The organism is Veillonella montpellierensis (assembly GCF_947090115.1).
Lineage (GTDB): Bacteria > Bacillota > Negativicutes > Veillonellales > Veillonellaceae > Veillonella > Veillonella montpellierensis.
Window position 1 is genome coordinate 82,454 of record NZ_CAMUMS010000004.1, and the last position, 19,388, is coordinate 101,841.

Consider the following 19,388-nt stretch of genomic DNA (forward strand, 5'->3'; position numbering starts at 1 on the left):
TGATGCTAGTAGTTGGTCTAATCTTTTTATACACATCATAAGGGCCAGTAAGAATCCCTATGATTACATGTCATGTAGTAGTTACCTAATACGTTCATATTCCTAATGAATCTGTCCTATACAATTACCGTTTGTAGTACCGTTCCATGCAATAGGTTCTATACTTTCACCACCCAACAGGTATCTAGCCAGCTAGTTACACGTCTATCCAGGTCGTCTTATATGCCTCATATCTCGCACACACTCTCTATACACACCTCACCTATATACCAAACGTATCTTATACCGATTCATTCCTATACGCCGCCACCGCTCGAGCAAATCCCTCTTGATATAAACGGGCCCCACCATTAGCTGGATGGCGAAGAGCTATGGCCGTCACCCCAAATTGTGCCAATATATCTGCCGATTTTTGTCCTACGCCGTAGATATGAAGATCGGATACCCTAGGCACCTCTGATTTCTTACCTAATGTACCACTCGATTCGCTAGTCTTCTCGCCATTTCTAGGTAAAAGCATCGTACGCCCTGTACTAGCTGACTCGTCACCGTCATAATTCTTGATATCTGGTGAAAGCATCCTATGCTCTGTACTAGTAGCATGCGTATCAGAAAGTATCCTTTCCTTATCATTATTGGTTTTTCTAGGATGTACTGCACAGTTTGTACCCGTCATACCATGCGTGTCATACTCTGTATCCGATAAAAGAGCCCCTTGCTCGTAACGTAGACGTTCATGAAGGACCAACAAATCTTTAACATACTGCCAACCACATTGCAATTCTTGCGATGTAGGTGTGCGATTCGACAACGCCTGTTCTACTTTATGCGGATGAAAAGGAAACATATTCCACAGTAGCACATCGTAAGGATCCAAGTGGTTCTCCACGATTCCTTTCCATACGACCGTATCCGTTGGCTCATTAAACCCTTTATCCCGCTGAATCGCTTTATCAATATACATGCTAGTAGGATGACTGGTGCGGTATAACGTACTAGGACTAATCATAGTCGGATCTACCGTGTTATGAAAGCCTAAGATCATTCTTTCACAGGTAATGGGGATGCCCGTAAATCGACAACCTTGATAGCCAGCCGCTTCTGCCACAATTATATGCGACGCCCGTCCCAATCGCGGCAAAAGATAGACTTTTAAATTATCCAGGCGCCATTTTGCTGCTTCCTCAGATATATCATAGCGTGGGTCATAATCTCGCCACGGATTATATACATTATGTCCCTCATAGGTTGCTAGAGAAGTAAGATACTCATCGACTAGCTGATTGCGAGTGGCACTAAAGTGGCCTATATATTCATCTATCGTGAGAGAAAATAAAGAATTCATACTACACCTTTCCTATTTCCTAGGTCTAAAACCCTACAGCCTAGTAAAAAGAGGTTATAACCGTAAGCATACCTCGTTATAACCTCTATATACAATTATTGATGTATCGCATACACCACGTACTCATTAGATTGATAGCAAGGAACCATACCTTCCGGTAAAATGTCCGTAGAAAAAAATTCTTCTTCCTTACGTGGCACCACTATGAGTAGTGGCTCGTTTCTAGTGATGACGTCCTTTAGCATAGTATCATCAATTTGATCCATCCGATACTTGCCTTCCCAAGCATTAGAACGCTCTTTACGCCCCGCTTCATTCTTTTTCTGATGCGCCGCATTCACCTTAATGGCATGAACACCCGTGTAATACACGAAAGATGTGGCATATGTATTATAAAAGTATACTGGCCCCTTATAGTGCTGCACTACAGGGATCAATTCTCTAGCAGATCGTTGATAGAGTAAGGGCTCTAATCCTTCGGTGACTACAATGGAAGATATAAGCACTGTCCCCAGTGCCACCACGGCAGGCACCATATAGCGATTTTGACTAATCCAATAGCATATGGAAACCACGATGCACGTAGCGACCACTACATACAGAAGGTACCAAAATCCCCAAGATACAAAAAATGAAGCGATCACATACAGGATCCATAATAGAAATGTAGGACCTAACAAGGTCCACCACACCCGTCTCGAACTGCCTGGCCGCAACGCTTGAATCAGACCTGATGCGCCTAGCACACTGAAAGGAATTAGACTAATACAAGTATACAGTGGATATTTGGTAGCCATGAGGCTATAGAAAAGAATCGTTCCCCAGCCCATAATCATAGTAAATTTATAAAATGGTAACCGTTTCTTCCATCCTGTTACCATGCCGTACATAACGGAACCAGTCCAAGGCAGTGAAGCGAGTAGAAAGACGGCTAAATAATACCACCACACATTATCTTTTGGATGTTCTGATTGAGTGGCACGCACCACATTGTTCAGTCCTAAAAAGCCATCAATAAACGCTTGTCCATGTACGTGATACATATAACCGTACCAAGGCATGGCGACTAGGAGAAAGCAACAAATTCCTTGCCACGCAAACAATCGCTTTAACATGGTCCGTGATTTCATAGACCACACAAAAAGCAATAGTAATATACCGGGCAATACCAAGGCGACGGGCCCTTTCGTCAATACGCCTAAACCAGCAAATCCATAAGCCACTACCATATAACTCGTCCTATCTTTCATAAGACCTTTATAGGCATATCCCATAGTCCCGACAGTGGCAAACATAAGAACCATATCGGTAATAATTCCATGGGCCACTGTCCAAAACAAGAGCGATGTAGCTAATATGGTAGCAGATAACAACGCTAATAGGCGACGACCTGCAAAGGATCGCACTAATTGATATAATAATCCTACTGTGAAAGTGGCAAACAACGTACTAGGCAAGCGTGCCGCAAAATCAGTAAAGCCCAATACTTTATAAGACGCGGCAATGAGCCAATATATCATAATCGGTTTATCGTACCAATAATGTCCATAGATTTGTGGCGATAACCAATCGCCCGACAACACCATTTCTTTGGCAGTCAATGCATAGTTAGATTCTACGGGATCGGTAACAGACAATACTGTATTACCGACGGAAAAGAATATAAATGATAGAACCATAAGTACTATTGTTAATCGATGTAGTTTCATAACGCTTACCTCTATTTATTTTTTTTATACTTCATGTATCCTATCAACACGGCAATCACCAATACAACGCCTACGACAATCGTAAATTCATGATTATAGGCAATCAAATCTTGCCAATGTTCTCCTAATAGTTTTCCTAAATACACGAGTAATATGGTCCAAGGGACTGTACCCAGTAAGGTCCATATAATAAAACGTCCCATCGGATACCTAGCAACCCCTGCAGGAAAGGAAATAAAGGTTCTCACTCCAGGCAACAGACGTCCAATAAATACGGCAGCACCGCCGTATTTATTAAATAATTTTTCTGCCAATTCAAATTTATGATGGTTAAAGAAAATATATTTACCATATTTCAATAATAATGGCCGACCTCCATGCTCGCCTATATAATAGGAAAGAACGGATCCTACCACACCGGCAACGGTAGCCACAATCATGGTAATATGAAAGTCAAATACATTCGTAGCAATCAAATAGCCTGCAAAGCCTAGAATAATTTCACTAGGGATGGGAATATTACAATTTTCCAACACCATCGTAATAAATAGCGCTGCATAACCCCATTCTTGCATAAACATAATAATATATTCCATTACTTTCGCTCCTATGTCAGTATACACTCATATTCATTTATTGTACCATACTTATCAGTAAGTACCAAATAACCTATCCAATACATGCATATACCTAAGCTATCATCCATTTAGTCAGAGGCCTTATTACATGCTTCTGACTTAGGAATATCTATGTCCTCTATGGCGTCATCTTCTACAATTTCTATGGCCCCCACAGGACAAATTTCATAACAGTCGCCACATCCAATGCATCCTGCACCAATATAAAATTGTAATGGTAACTGTGTGATGCACTGTGTTGGACAATCCATGGCACAGGCACCACATTTTACACAGTGATCAGTAATTCTAAATTTCATACCTTCTCCACGTTCATCCATGTCGCTACGACTATAACTCTCTATCACCAGGAATTATCTATGTCACAACTTGCTACTCTTCTATCCTATGAATGAAATATACACACTTTTAAAGACTACCCTATCATGTTACTGTTAGTATAATACATTCTCCTACCGACGTACACTACCCACCATATGCTAATCGTTATTGTATCTCCATTATGAATCATGGAATACGATAGCACATACCGTCCAAGTGATATAGGTAATCTACCTGTCATCATCTATTCTATACACTACATGTTGTATGCCTTTATTATATATCAAACAGTTTTGTATATAACAACACCTTTATCTCTTACTAAGGAAATGTAGTATTCACTTCTAATAAATCCGCTACATCGAACGATTGATATGAAACGCCCCCTACAAATATTTGTAGGGGGCGTTTTGTGTAAACCTATAAAGTTACAATCGACGCATCACAGTAGTTACTAGGGCCATCAATGATGGCAGTACTATCGTATTCTGTGTAATCAGAAATGAATACATCGTTCATATACATTAAAGTTACAAGCAACTCATCACAGTAGTTACTAGACCGCATCAATGATGCCAATACTATCGTATTCTATGTAATCAGAAATAAATACATCGTTCATACACATTAAAGTTACAAGCAACTCATCAACAGTGGTTACTAGGGCCCATCAATGATGCCAGTACTATCGTATTCTATGTAATCAGAAATAAATACATCGTTCATACACATTAAAGTTACAAGCAACTCATCAACAGTGGTTACTAGGGCCCATCAATGATGCCAGTACTATCGTATTCTGTGTAATCAGAAATGAATACATCGTTCATACACATTAAAGTTACAATCGACGCATCACAGTGGTTACTAGAGTGCCGTCAATGATGACTATCGTATTCTGCGTAACCGACAATTGATACATCGTTCACCATGCACACCATCCTCACACAATGCAACGTGTAAACGTCCATCGGCCTTATGCGTCTGCTTTGTACTGTGCCATGTATCGTCACATTAGGCGTCTATTGTTCTTTCAATACGCTCGCACAACGGGCACATACAGTTGGATGTTCTGCATCCTCGCCTACCGAATCACGATGGATCCAACAACGTTCACATTTTTCCAACGTAGACGCAGCCACTACTACTGCTAACTCGGCTTCATCAGATACAAATGCATTCGCTGGTGCATTCTTACGTCCTTCAACTACCTCTACTTCTGACACAATCAAGAACGCTGCCAAGCGATCATTTCCCATTGCATCTAGTGCTGTAAAAGCATCTCCATCTGCATAGATTGTAACCGCTACATCAAGAGGATGACCAATTGTTTTTTCTTGTCGTGCTAATTCCAAAGCTTTTGTTAATTCACTACGAAGGGATAACAAGTGATTCCATTTTGCTGCCAATGCTTGGTCTACATGGTCTGGATGACCTTGTGGCCAATCTTCTAGCATAACGGAAATGCCCATGCCTTCTTCTTTCGGCATATATTTCCAAACCTCTTCAGCTGTAAAAGATAGCACTGGTGCTACCATGCATACTAAGGTCTTTACGATTTCATAAATCGCCGTTTGTGCACTGCGACGAGTTGGCGCGTCCATTCTTTCAGCATAGATCGTATCTTTTAAAATATCTAAATAGATAGAGCTTAAATCAACGGTGCAGAAATTATGAATTGTATGATATAAAATGTGGAATTCATAATTTTCATAGGCATTCGTTACTTTTTGTCGCACTTCTTCTAAACGAAGCAACGCCCAGCGATCAATTTCAGATAATTGATCATAGGAAACCTTGTCCGTATTTGGATTAAAGTCATCTAAATTACCCAATAAGAAACGGAATGTATTACGAATCTTGCGATATACTTCCGATAATTGTTTAACAATATCTTTCGATAACCGTACGTCCCCTTGATAGTCGGCGGAAGACACCCATAAGCGCATAACATCTGCCCCATACACATCGATAATATCGGATGGTGCTACCGTATTCCCTACGGATTTAGACATTTTGCGACCTTCTCCATCAACTACAAAGCCATGCGTTAATACGGAATTATACGGTGCTTTCCCCGTAGTGGCCACGCCAGTCAATAAGGAGGAGTTAAACCAACCACGATGTTGATCCGACCCTTCTAGGTACATAGCTGTTGGTACATCTAGCCCATTCACTTCGAGTACGCCCGCCCAGGAAGACCCCGAGTCAAACCAAACGTCCATAATATCTGTTTCTTTGCGGAATTCATCATGACCACAATGAGGGCACGTAAAGCCTTCTGGCATAAGTTCTTTTTCGTCATGAGCCCACCAAGCATTGGATCCTTCTTTTGCAAATAAGTCTTGTAAATGGCCGATGGTATCATCATTAATCACATATTCACCGCAATGTTTACAGTAAAAGATTGGAATTGGCACACCCCATACGCGTTGACGAGAAATACACCAGTCATTGCGATCAGCAACCATGTTATAAATGCGATCATGACCCCATTTAGGAATCCATTGCACTTGTTTATCAATAGCTTCCAGCGCTTGTTCACGATAGCCGTCAACGGAAGAGAACCATTGTTCTGTTGCGCGGTAAATAACAGGATTTTTACAACGCCAGCAATGGGCATATTGGTGACGAATCGAACCTTTATGCAATAAATTGCCATTGTGTGCCAAAATTTTAATCACTGGCACTTCTGCATCGTGAATTTCTACACCTGCTAAGGATACTTCTGTATCGCCATAACGGCCGTTGTCTACATCGGCAGTGTACTTACCTTCTGGATCTACCAAGGATATGATTGTGCCATCAATATGGCCTTCATCACCATACTTTTTGAAAATAACAAAGTCATCTTCCCCATGAGCTGGAGCCGTATGAACACAACCTGTACCGGCATCAAGTGTAACATGATCGCCCAATAAGATCATGGCAGATCGATCGATAAATGGATGTTTAAAGGTAGATAATTCTAAATCAGCACCACTAAATGTATTCAATACGGTGTAATCGTCTATACCGCAATCTTTCAAGGCGGACGATACTAATTCAGTAGCCATCAAATAATATTCGTCGCCTACTTGTACCCACGAATAGGATAATTCTGGATTGACGGAAATCGCTTGGTTTGCCGGCATAGTCCAAGGTGTAGTTGTCCAAATAACGGCAAAGGCTTTTATTGTGTCAATGCCCTCTGGCAACGTGCGTTTTATTTCGTGCATGTATGGGAACTTAACATAAATGGAGAACGATTTTTTCTCTGCATATTCAATTTCCGCTTCAGCTAGTGCCGTTTCACAATGAGTGCACCAGTACACGGTTTTTAATCCTTTATAAATATGACCACGTTTCGCCATTTCCCCAAAAATGCCAATTTGTTTCACTTCAAATTCAGGGCGCAATGTCAAATAAGGGCGATCCCATTCGCCGAGCACACCAAAGCGAATAAAATCTTTTTTCTGTTCTTCCACACACGACAATGCATATTCTTTACATTTATCACGCAAATCTAACAGTGCCATTTCATGACGATTCAAGCCCGTATTCTTAATAACTGCATGTTCAATCGGAAGCCCATGCGTATCCCATCCTGGAATATAGCGTGTGTAATAGCCTTGCATAGTTTTATATTTCATAATCATGTCTTTTAACGTTTTATTAAGCGCATGACCAATATGTAATTTACCATTCGCATAAGGAGGGCCATCATGAAGAATAAATGGTTTCCCATCCTTGCGTAATTCTAATCGTTTCTTATAAATCTCATTATCTTCCCAAAATTGTAAAATGTCTGGTTCTCGTTTTGGCAAGTTTCCGCGCATGGGAAATTCCGTTTCAGGAAGATGTAATGTTTTACCGTAATCCATACTATATAGCTCCTCTCAATAAAAAAAACGCTCATCCCCGAAGGGACGAACGCATTGTCCGTGGTACCACCCTACTGATGTCAATCAATCGCCACAGTCCTATTGTATACCTATATACACCGACCGCCTAGCACACATAACAATGTATGCGACGATGTTATAACATCACTCTAGCATATAACGGTGCGCACCGTCAGTTATCCTGCTCGCTCACAAGTGATCCGCTCGCTTACTACTTACCAACCTCACACCATCTAGTTAGCTCTCTGAAAGTATCTATCCACTCGCCGTCTTGGTCATCGCAATGTATCAATAATTAATAAATCGACACCTTAGCATCTATTCTTGTTCAGTATATCACAACACATACTAAGAGTATAGAGTATCTTTTAAAAACTACTCAAAAATGTCTGTAGTAATCAAACATTTGTGACACAGACTCCTAATGATGTACGTGAAAAATACTCTGCTATATATTCATTAGGTAATGTAAACCCCAATACTTTTTGCACTATGTTATTATATCTACTTGCATATCGTTGATGTGCTTTAAAAAAAGCATCAAGACTTGTAAATTTTCTTCTGTAAAATCGTTCGCCATCAACTGACACAATCTTTTACGGTACATGCACCATCACAATGTACACGTAGCCTAGGTATCCATCATCCTATCCACAGCTATCCACAGCGCCACATACAATATATTTTCTACTCTCGCCCCCCCTTAGAATTGTTAACTTATCCACATAATCCACAACTTATCCACTATAAATACCCTATTTTCCACATTTTCAAAAGCCCTATCCACAAGTTATCCACAGATTTTAGTGTATAACTCATTATATTTCAAGTAAATCAGTTATTACCTGACTTTCATCAAAGAAATCGAGTTATCCACACCGTCCTAGGTCTTAGTTTTCTCCAAAACTGCTACCATCGGCACTCTATTCACTAAACACGATGTATCCACGTTAGGGTCAAACTCGTTTTTCTTTTCCAAAATCTGCTGGCACCGGTGCTACTATCACAATTGGTTTCTCCTTTAAAAACGGTGTAAAGTGAAGCTCCACTGCATGTAAGCACTGACGCGTATAACTCGCATCACGTTTACCATACATGCCATCGCCTAGCACAGGATGTCCTATATGTGCTAAATGCACGCGAATTTGATGTGTCCGTCCAGTAGAAAGGGTAAGTTCTAACTCACTTTGCTCATCATCATGAAGAAGAACCGTATAGTGCGTAATCGCCTCTTGTCCGCCAGCCACAACCATACGTCGATTGGGATGCAGCGGATCGACACCGATGGGTGCGCAAATCGTATCACTTCCACTCATAGAGCCTTGTACCAACGCTCGATACACCCGATGTATACCACCTTGTTCTAATTGCTCTGTATAATAGCGTTGCGATTCCTTCGTTTTAGCAAATACTATACAGCCCGACGTATCACGATCTAGACGATGAACGGGTCGAATCGTATGGAGCTCCCCTTTTGCGTGGTAATATCCTGCAATATAATTGCTCAACGTATGCGTCATCGTTTGTCCCGTAGGATGCACCACCATATACGGCGGTTTATTCACTACCAATGTATAGTTATCTTCATAGAGCACGTCAACAGGTCCCTCTTCCACCGTCACACCATAACTCGTATCCTGTAATGGTTGCCACGTGATGCGATCGCCCTCTTTCACCATACGCTTGGAATGTGCCACACGCCCATTGACTTTAACCCGTTTCTTACGAAACAGGGTCTGCCCATCACGAGCAGATACGTGAAAATGATCACGTAGATACTGTGCTACCGTCATAGGTTCACATTCTCTATTGGTATATGTTTTCCAACCCATACTATGTCTAGTTACTCCTTATCATCGATTCCAACTACTCACTACAAATAGTCCATTACCACCACTCATTGATAAACGTAGGCACTACGGGATACAAAGCATCTAAATAAGAAATCCCTTCATCACTGCCGTGTAATTTACCTTCAAACGCCAGTGTTCGTGCCGACACAGCCCCCATGAGTAATAGACTTAACGCCCCTACCGTCATAGTTACATCTGCTGTAGGTAACACGGTATCACTTATTTTTGAAACGGTTAAACCCATCGCCTTTCCATCTAAATAGGTATGGCGCCCATCGCTTTCACGCATAGGCAAATTTTCTCGTTCAATAGCACGCACGTGCTCATCACGTGACTGTGCTTCTACACGTATCTCATAGGTGCCTTCATTCCAAGGTGCCAATGGATCGGTAATGCCCAACGTCCACGGTGTAGGCATAGACTGTAACCGTTCACCATGTACACATGCGATCGGCATAGTCTCTAAGGCATATGTCACGTCTACTACCCGACTCATCATATACGGCATCGTACTATGACCGGTCTTACCATCGGGATAAAACCGATACCCCTCATCGTGTAACCCTTCATTCCACCGAATCGAATCTCCTTGGGAACGATGATTATACATATAATTAAGTAGCGCTTTTTGTGCCTGCCTCGACGTATAGACCATTTCCGTCACCGGAATTTCACGCTCTCCTAATCGATATACACAATACCCTTCTATGAGACTATCTTCACCAAACATTGGTGCTACGGTCATGTCCTCCATAGGTTCGTTTCTGTGAAAGTCCACGTCGCTCGTCGTTTCCTCTTTTCGATACACCACTACTACTTGTACACCTTCTGCCCAAAAGCTTTCTAATAACCGTGTCCATTCCGCTTCACCACGCACCGCATACCCCGATATTCCTCGCGTGTAACGCTCATATACGGGCGCCAGTAACCGCCATTGATCTGTTTCGGTAACGAGCCCAAAATGTAATTCTCTATCTGTTAATGGGCGCAATGACTCTAACGGCATTGTTTGTACCCATTGGTGGCAATATAATTCCCATCCATACTGTTGATAGAAAGCCGCTTTGGACGGCATTAATATGGTGATTCCTTGTTGTCGACGTCGCAACTCTTCTAAGGCGGCTTTCAATAAAGCACCGCCGATTCCACTACGGCGTGCCGCTGGATGTGTCGCTACACCTACCATATAACTAACGGGCTGAATCATTCCCCGCGTACATAATCTATATTGTCGCAAATGAACAGTACTAAGCACATGCCCATGGTCAACACCTACCATCGTATGAAGAGGTTCATAACAATGCGTAAAATAGTATTTAAAAAATGGATCCTCTGCTGGTTCAAAGCAATAGGCCCATAACGCTTTTACTTCTTTTGTATCGTTTACTCCTGCAAGTCTAAATTGCATCATATCTCCTTACACCTACTTTCTAGGATACGCACCACGTCTAATCTAATACGCCTTTTCCTATCGTTATCAAAAGCTACGAACGTGTCTTATCACATTGCTTCTACTAGGCAACTACTGCTTTCACATGTTCTATCTCTAAAGTGCCTCATCACAGTGCTTCTACTACACTAACTGGTAAACGCCGTTATGGTCGTGATGGCGCCTCATCACATCGCGTCTACCACACGCATCACTCTACCATGTATCACGTAACGTCTTCTCCCTCTATAGAGACCATAGAATGTCTACACCATCTATACTATCTATTATACACGGCTCGCCCTAGAAAGTGCATCCTAAGAGATGTATAAAACGACTATCATTGAACATAGAAACTTCCCTTCATCGATGAAAATGCATTAAGGCACTGCACCTACCAAGATTCCTATGGTAACAAATACCATGTCTAACCATCACTCCTAGTAAAAATAGTGAACGAATAGACAAAAACTACACGTCACAGCTTTCATAGCCTGTTTCGTGTAGTTTTTCTATTTTATACTGTTATATACATGCGTCTATGTAAAAATAGCCTTTTATACTGCCCACAGTGTGTAGGTCTCACAACAAAATATCATCTATATGAGAAATACTATAGATGTGTACACATCTTGTAGAACATACACATCTCTATGATAAACCCGATTATCCTTTTACGGTAAGCAGATAGCTACCTAATCACATGTTTTTCTTACTACATCACCACTAGCCTACATAGGTCGCCGCATATTTTTCTGCAAAATGATCTGGATGATACGATTCTTTCGCTTGTCGCAAGCCGAGAATCCCCATATCTTCCTCACGATTCACAAATTCTGTATCCGCAAAAGAGTGACGAATAAATTCATTATTAATAGCTTGGTATAACCCGCGCACATTAGGATTTGCTTTTTCAATATGAATGAGTGCTATTTTATCATTCAAATATTCACCGATACTAAACGCCTCTACACGACCATACATGATAATGGCACCACCAGATAAGCCTAATTCATGCCAGTGGTCAAATAATAAATTAATCGCCACTAATTCATCATCTGCACCATCTTCTTTGTCTTCATGATTATTGAGCCAAGCCGCTGCTGTATCACGACACAAAGGGATAATATCATCTGTAATTGGTACATACTCGTAATTCGTGTTTTGCATGCGGAATTGATTTAGATGATTCTTCTTTTGTCGAAATTTCTTCCCTGCCAAATGAATTAAATCATCGGTCTTGTAAATATATTCAAAATTGTCGCGATCAGGCGTAAATTCAAATTGGTTCGGATATAGTTCTTCTAATAACGTTTTCACTTCCGCACTAACACCACGAAATACAAAGGGAATATGATTCGCTTCATACCATTCTCTGGCTTTTTCAACGCCATCCATAAATTTAGCTTCTTTACTAGCAAATGGTGGTAATAAAAATGGATGCTCTAGCTTACCACCACCTTTGATAAATAAAATGCCTCTATCTTCTGCCCAGCCAATGCCATATGCATCCTGCCACATATATAATGTAGTGAAACATTGATCAGAAGCTTCATAATGATGTTCTGCAAAATACTTATCTATTTTTGGTTTGTCACATAATTCAAATCGATTAAATTCTAAAATGAGTCTCGCCCCCTGCTTTTCCTAGATCTGATTATATTTTATATCTATAATCTTCAATACAATTGATTATATCCATTTTTACATTTTTTATCAACCTATAGGATAGAAACGGACGGGAAAATCCTACAAGGCTCTTTCTAATCGCTATGAAAATCTCTAAGAATGCTATCAATCTCTATAGGGATCGTTCTATCTATCACCGTTGTGAGATTTGGTCATCTATATACGCAAGGTGCATTAACTTGCATCTCATCACCATTGGTGATTTGGTCATCTGCACACACGCGAGGTCATTAATGTATGCATCATCACGATACGTAAGCCATCATATGTGCTAGAACGGTCTCAACTTTCAAAGTATGCCCAATCATAGGATACATCGTTCTATCAAGTCGCAATTAACTAACTTTCACGCGGTCCCCTAGTTGATAGTTTCCTTTAGACGTAACCACTTGTTCATGTTCTTTTACGCCAGAAAGAATCACCGTATATCCATCTATGGTTTCACCCGTTTCGACGGCACGCACATCGATCGTGTTATCATCAGTGACTACATATACATAGGTGCCATCATTATTGGTGTGAACCGCTTCTTGTGGTACTACTAAGATGGGGGCTGTCGCACTGGATTCAATTACTAAGGTGTAAAACTCACCTGGTCGTATTTTCTGCAATGCATTATCGAACGTAGCTTTCACTAATACGCTAGGTGCAGTCTTAATGGCATTTGTATCAATATAGGTGATGACCCCTGGAATCGTATCTGTATCTACTTTGAGATACACTGTAGTCGTGGCTTGTCCTTCCGGCATCGCCAATTTTTTAGCAAATTCTTGAGGAATCGTAACCGATGCCACTACAGGCGTTGCCTGTTGTACCATAGCAAACGGCCGTCCTGCTATCGCAATTTTTCTATCTTCATTATAAATAGCACTCACCGTTCCAGCCATAGGAGATACAATCGTAGATTGTGCGATTTGCTGCTCGATCTGTGCTATCGCTGCTGTAATTCCCGACGTATCTCTGTTCGGTGCCGAAGGTGTAGTCCGCACCACTGTAGTTGGCGTCGCACGGGATACGATGATATCATATTCTTTTTGCGTAATCGCCCCTGATTCTCGTAACTGTTTTGCTTGTGCTACCTGGGCATTACTAATAACTGGATCAACAGTAGTGATGTCTGTGCCACTGCTTACCGCAGGCGCTCCTAATTGCGACTCTAAACTAGCCAACTGTGCTTGTAATGGCGCCGTATCGAGGGTAGCAATCACTTGGCCCACCGTCACTTGATCGCCTACTTTGACGTGCATCGTCGCCACTTGTCCTGATACGGTCGGTTCAATCGTCGCTTGATGTAAAGAAACTACATTTGCATCAGTACTAATATGAACCGGCATGTCTTTCATTTCCACCGAAGCCACATGTACCGTCTTAGTGCCGCAGCCTGCCGTTACTAATGCAAAAAAAGCTATCAACACACATAGACAACTATAGAACCATCGATTTCTATTTTTCATAGCATCACACCTTATCTGTATCCATTGTATGGGCGTAGAGATACCGTGCCCATTCTAAATCTCTATTAGTATCGATATCTACCATATATGAATTTGTTATAAGATAACCCATAGGATTATCATTAAAACTAGTAGTCTCTGTTAAAGTACTAATTTGATTAATATAAATTGATCCATCTACACGAACATATATAGGCATTTCTTGTCTACGAACTGTACTACTACAGGGCAATAAATTTTTTAGATGCCCTTTGTCATCTAATGACCGAATCAAAATTGGGTTATCTTTAACAGAAGAAACAGATACTATATCTTCATTAGTTTTTATATGTAATTTAATCGCTGCATCAATATCAGAAACTTTACGAAATGGTTGCGTTGGTTGTAACAAAACTAATATATCATATAATCTACGCCTTTTTCTTAACTCATCAATAGTATATATAACTGTTTCTATAGTTTTTGATGTATCACTGGCTAATTTTGAAGGTCTATAGAATGGAACATCCGCTCCCCACTTTTTTGCTATATCACTAATAGGCTTACTATCAGTAGAAACAACAATATCATCAATATAGTTGCTTTGTTTAGCTACTTCTATGGAATGTGCAATTAATGGTTTTCCACCTAAATCAATAATATTTTTATTAGGAATGCCTTTGCTTCCTCCTCTAGCAGGAATAATTGCTAGCACTTTCTTTCCTTCTATCATTCAATCCTCCATATCTACAAATCGCTTTTGAAAAGCAGTTTGCCAAAAATGATTGCTATCTAGCAATTTACTCCAATGTTCACAACTATCTCCATTTCCAAATTTATTTACAAAAGAATCGGTCCCTTTATAGGGCTGTCTAATAGCCTCTAAAATTTGCTCAACATCACTATCTACATGAAAAATATGCGCATCATTATCCACATTATATCTTCTGTGTTGTCTTGTTCCAATATCGATCGTTTTAATATCATATATACCAGCTTCACGTATGCCTGCACTAGAATTACCAATAATAAATTGTGCATGTTTTAGTAAAGTTAAAAAATATTCAAAACGTATAGATGGAAAAATCCTAAATCTTTCACCTTGTAACTGATTATATGCATCAATAATAAAATGAGATCCTAAATCATTATTAGGGTAAATAACGATATAATTATGTTCACTTTTTAATAGTGCTTCAACTAAAATTTCTGCTTGCTTTTTCATAGTATTGTATTCAGTAGTGACAGGATGAAATAATACAATACCATACTCAAGAAATGGTATATCATAATGACTGACTGTTTCTGCTAATGTTGGTAAGGATGCATATAACATACTATCAATATCTGCTGAACCAATAACATAAATCTGTTGCTTTGGTTCGCCTAATTGCATAACTCTCTTTTTAGCCTCACTATTTGCTACTAAGTGAATATGGGATAACTTCGTAATAGCATGCCGAAGAGAATCATCGATAGTTCCTGATAGCTCTCCCCCCTCAATATGAACTACAGAAATATTATTTAGTGCTCCTACAATAGCACCTGCCAGTGCCTCTATTCTATCGCCATGTACAACTACTATATCTGGTTGTAGTGTTTCTATGTATAAAGAAAGGCTATAAACTATCCTCGATATATTTTTGCTCATAGATGGTGTATTAGAATAATCTAACGAATCCCATGCAAGATATAAATTATTAAAGCCATCTTTCTCGATTTCATGATATGTACTTCCGAATTTCTCTAACAAATGCATGCCCGTAACATATATGTGGACGTCTATATCTTTTTTATTACTTTCCTTAATAAAACCTTTTATTTTACCATAATCTGCACGAGTGCCTGTAATAAAAACAATCTTTTTAGCCATATACTTATTCCTCTATCATGTCATACATTATATGTACATCTGACTCAATATTCCGTGTTGCTTTTTTCCCCAACACATTACAATATTCTTCTGCAGATAATTCTCCTACCCCTGGTCGTTTTACCCAAATATTGTTCTCTGTAAAAGTCTCGCCTTGTTTAATTGGTCGAATCGTCACAACTGTAGCAAAAGCGAAATCAATAGTAACTTGTTCCTCTGGCAAGGCCATTTTCTTGCCTCCAAGCATACTCGGAATTTCTTTAGAAGCTGTAATTAGCGATGCTAACTCATTTTCATCCATAGAACATAAAATATCTGGTCCCTGTCGATCTTTATGATCTGTAAAATGTCTTTCAATCAATGACGCACCTAATGTTATCGCCGCAATCGCAGAGTTGTTATTTAATGTATGATCTGATAAACCTATCGGCGTTTCTGGAAACTCTCTCATAAGTTCCTGCATCGCTCCTAAACGAACCTGTTTCGGTTTCGTTGGGTATAAATTCGTTGTATGCATTAACGCATACGGCACATTATATTTTTCCATTATATTAACTGTTTTCCATACGGATTTAATATCATTCATACCTGTAGATACAATCATTGTTTTCTTATTACTAGCAATATATTCTATAAGTGGATAGTTATTCATTTCACCTGATCCAATTTTAAAAGCCTTTATATTAAACTTTAACAATCTATCTACCGCAGCCCGCGAAAAAGGTGTACTTAAAAATAACATCCCTAATGATTCTGTGTATTGCTTTAATTCCAGTTCTTCTTCTTCCTCTAAAGCACATGATTTCATAATATCATATATTGATATATCTGCATTACCTGGAATGACCTGTTTAGCATACGCACTCATTTCATCTTCAATAATATGCGTTTGGTGTTTAATCAGTCTAGCTCCTGCACGATGTGCAGCATCTACCATTTTTTTGGCCACATCTAAACTACCACCGTGATTAATTCCTATTTCTGGAATAATAACAGGTCTATGGTCCCCCCCCATATAAATAGAGTCTCCTAATAAAATTTCTTTTTTCATACTACGATCCTTTCAAATATTTCTACTATTATTAGTACACTTTTCTCAACTCTACTAACATGATCTTTTCTTTTACACAAGATAAATTAGCAAGACTTGTGGAAAAATATGTAATACCTATATCAAATTCAATAGTAGAGATATACTCTATCAATTCTATAGGAAATGCCTTATTAATAATAATTCCACCTAAAGACGAATAATCACAATTATCTCTAGGATGCGGTTTTATATAAATATCATAATTATCTTTATAGGATTCGATTACACTCTTGTAAAACTCTAATTGCTTATCTAGCGATGTAATTTTACGTAAAATCGAAAATGCACCTCGAGATTCATAAAGAGGCTGTGTTAATAATAATAATTTTTTTCTACTAGTATTATTAATTATAGGCATAGGAAATACTTTAGTAAGTGCACTAATTTTTATATTACTTGCATGTTCAATCAATTGCTGAAAAGGAACTTCTATATACTTATTCCATCTCTTATCTCGTTCTAAAATCATTTTATTATTAACTTCAATTGATTTACAATATGGAGAAAAACCCCACGAATGCTTTCTATTACAATACCTGTTCCTAAAATAATACTTAATTCGTTTTAAATAATTTTTATGATAACTCCCACGAGCCAAATATGAATCACGACCATCATCTAATAATCTATATATTATTCCATGGCAATGAATATAATCGCCCATTATATTACTATCATTAAAAAGAAATATATCATTGAAGTTTTTAAAATATTCTTTCCAGCATAGAGACATAACATCTTCTGTATACACAAACTTATCATCTAATTCTTCTAATAAACTAACCTTATCAAATAAACCTGTTTCTACTAATAAGTGTTTTAGCTCCTCTCGATTCTCAATAGGTTCCATTAAAATTAAATGATTATTGTCTGTCTCATTAAGTCTAAGAATTGTATAAAATATATGATATAATGTCATACAAATATATAAATTATTCATGTTTCTTCCCTTACTATCACACTATATACTAAGTTACCTAACTAGTAGCACTTTTAACATTCTACAACCTATTATATACCAGAAAGGTCCCCCATGAAACCATCGCATTGCTCCATTCTTATCCTAATCTGTATCCTACTAATCACCAGTCTCTATGCTTGGCATACTGAAAGTAGCACTCTATCATCAAGTGTTCATCGCCTAGTTGCAGTAGTCACAAAGGCACCACGAGTCACTGAAGATAAAAAGCAAGCATCCCTATCTCAAAAAGATAGTACTACTACTTCGCCTGAGTGGTCTACACCAATTATTCTATCCACTGACGAGCAAAATGAGCTAACTCGTTTAACTGAGGAAACCAAAGCGGCTACTACAGCCTTTCAACAAGGCGACTATCCACATTGCATCAAACTGGCAGAGAAGACCATTCAGATGAATCCTACTAATTATGTGGCGTACTCCTTATTAGGTATAGAAAAGGCCCTACAAGGTGACACGCAACAAGGCCTTGCAGACACGACTCATGCGTATGAGTTGCAACCGCGGTATGTAGCCAACTTTTACAATATGGCCATGGTCTATAAATTAAACGGTCAATTGCAAGATGCACGCCTATGGTTTGAACGATTGCTCGTCACCGATCCCGCGCACACGTGGTCTCTTTACGGTATGGCCACCATATATGCAGACACCCACGACCACGATCAAGCCTTAGCCTATTTAAAGCGTGCCATTGACACCGATCCTACTGTAAAAGAAGTAGCACGCACGCAAGATCACTTTGCCGCCTTTCACGGTGATCCCGCCTTTGAACGTCTTGTGCAGTAGGAATCAAGTCATGCTAGGAATACCATACGCTGAATCGATACAGTCCCTTGCACCTATAACAACACCTACGAATACCAGAACTAAATAGCTAGCGGTCTATGACAGCATATATTACTACGTCTATATACAACATAGTATGACAATACAAGTGCTATCATCAAGAATCTGTGTAATGCGTATAGCAAAGGACCGTTCTCTACATACGATCTTACCCATAACACTATGCCTAACGCGTAGACTCATCACCCTATTCACAATGCAATCTAATAAGCCTTGCCTATCACTTGTCAATACCAATAAAAAATCAGGGATGCTTACGTATCCCTGATTTTTATATCTCCCTACCAATAGAG

At 39.4% G+C, this 19,388-nt stretch carries 15 protein-coding genes; 1 reads left to right on the forward strand and 14 read right to left on the reverse strand.

The features are described 5' to 3' along the window. Positions 1 to 280: 280 nt before the first annotated feature. The 14 genes from P6940_RS03080 to P6940_RS03145 form a co-directional block, all read right to left on the reverse strand. A complete protein-coding gene (locus P6940_RS03080; protein WP_277293159.1) occupies positions 281 to 1,345 on the reverse strand; it encodes a uracil-DNA glycosylase in 1,065 nt (354 codons plus the stop codon). 95 nt (positions 1,346 to 1,440) lie between these two features. After that, a complete protein-coding gene (locus P6940_RS03085) occupies positions 1,441 to 3,054 on the reverse strand; it encodes an ArnT family glycosyltransferase (protein ID WP_277293160.1) in 1,614 nt (537 codons plus the stop codon). Positions 3,055 to 3,065: 11 nt separating this feature from the next. Continuing rightward, the gene (locus P6940_RS03090; RefSeq protein ID WP_028257560.1) at positions 3,066 to 3,650 is read right to left on the reverse strand and encodes a DedA family protein; all 585 of its coding nucleotides are present in this window, start codon (positions 3,648 to 3,650) and stop codon (positions 3,066 to 3,068) included. 110 nt (positions 3,651 to 3,760) lie between these two features. After that, positions 3,761 to 3,991, reverse strand: coding sequence for a DUF362 domain-containing protein (locus tag P6940_RS03095; RefSeq protein ID WP_277288003.1), 231 nt, complete (start codon positions 3,989 to 3,991; stop codon positions 3,761 to 3,763). A gap of 1,044 nt (positions 3,992 to 5,035) precedes the next feature. Then, complete coding sequence (gene ileS / locus P6940_RS03100; RefSeq protein ID WP_277293161.1) at positions 5,036 to 7,876, reverse strand: isoleucine--tRNA ligase; 2,841 nt, start codon at positions 7,874 to 7,876, stop codon at positions 5,036 to 5,038. Between the two features lie 419 nt (positions 7,877 to 8,295). Continuing rightward, the gene (locus P6940_RS03105; RefSeq protein WP_277293162.1) at positions 8,296 to 8,487 is read right to left on the reverse strand and encodes a hypothetical protein; all 192 of its coding nucleotides are present in this window, start codon (positions 8,485 to 8,487) and stop codon (positions 8,296 to 8,298) included. A 366-nt stretch (positions 8,488 to 8,853) separates the two neighbouring features. Beyond that, a complete protein-coding gene (locus P6940_RS03110; RefSeq protein WP_277293163.1) occupies positions 8,854 to 9,729 on the reverse strand; it encodes an RluA family pseudouridine synthase in 876 nt (291 codons plus the stop codon). 55 nt (positions 9,730 to 9,784) lie between these two features. Then, positions 9,785 to 11,158, reverse strand: a complete 1,374-nt coding sequence (locus P6940_RS03115; RefSeq protein ID WP_423839105.1) for a GNAT family N-acetyltransferase — start codon at positions 11,156 to 11,158, stop codon at positions 9,785 to 9,787. Between the two features lie 747 nt (positions 11,159 to 11,905). Then, the gene (locus P6940_RS03120) at positions 11,906 to 12,805 is read right to left on the reverse strand and encodes a DUF2156 domain-containing protein (RefSeq protein WP_277293200.1); all 900 of its coding nucleotides are present in this window, start codon (positions 12,803 to 12,805) and stop codon (positions 11,906 to 11,908) included. A 398-nt stretch (positions 12,806 to 13,203) separates the two neighbouring features. Beyond that, positions 13,204 to 14,322, reverse strand: a complete 1,119-nt coding sequence (locus P6940_RS03125) for an efflux RND transporter periplasmic adaptor subunit (RefSeq protein ID WP_277293165.1) — start codon at positions 14,320 to 14,322, stop codon at positions 13,204 to 13,206. Positions 14,323 to 14,326: 4 nt separating this feature from the next. Further along, positions 14,327 to 15,034, reverse strand: a complete 708-nt coding sequence (locus P6940_RS03130; RefSeq protein WP_277293166.1) for a cytidylyltransferase domain-containing protein — start codon at positions 15,032 to 15,034, stop codon at positions 14,327 to 14,329. Continuing rightward, the gene (neuC, locus tag P6940_RS03135) at positions 15,035 to 16,174 is read right to left on the reverse strand and encodes a UDP-N-acetylglucosamine 2-epimerase (protein ID WP_028257567.1); all 1,140 of its coding nucleotides are present in this window, start codon (positions 16,172 to 16,174) and stop codon (positions 15,035 to 15,037) included. 4 nt (positions 16,175 to 16,178) lie between these two features. Beyond that, a complete protein-coding gene (locus P6940_RS03140; RefSeq protein WP_277293167.1) occupies positions 16,179 to 17,225 on the reverse strand; it encodes an N-acetylneuraminate synthase family protein in 1,047 nt (348 codons plus the stop codon). A gap of 31 nt (positions 17,226 to 17,256) precedes the next feature. Continuing rightward, entirely contained in the window at positions 17,257 to 18,117 is an 861-nt protein-coding gene (locus tag P6940_RS03145) for a glycosyltransferase family 52 (RefSeq protein ID WP_423839104.1), read from the reverse strand. Between the two features lie 183 nt (positions 18,118 to 18,300). On the opposite strand from P6940_RS03145, the gene P6940_RS03150 reads away from it, so the two are divergent. After that, complete coding sequence (locus P6940_RS03150) at positions 18,301 to 19,035, forward strand: tetratricopeptide repeat protein (protein ID WP_277293169.1); 735 nt, start codon at positions 18,301 to 18,303, stop codon at positions 19,033 to 19,035. Positions 19,036 to 19,388 lie beyond the last annotated feature (353 nt).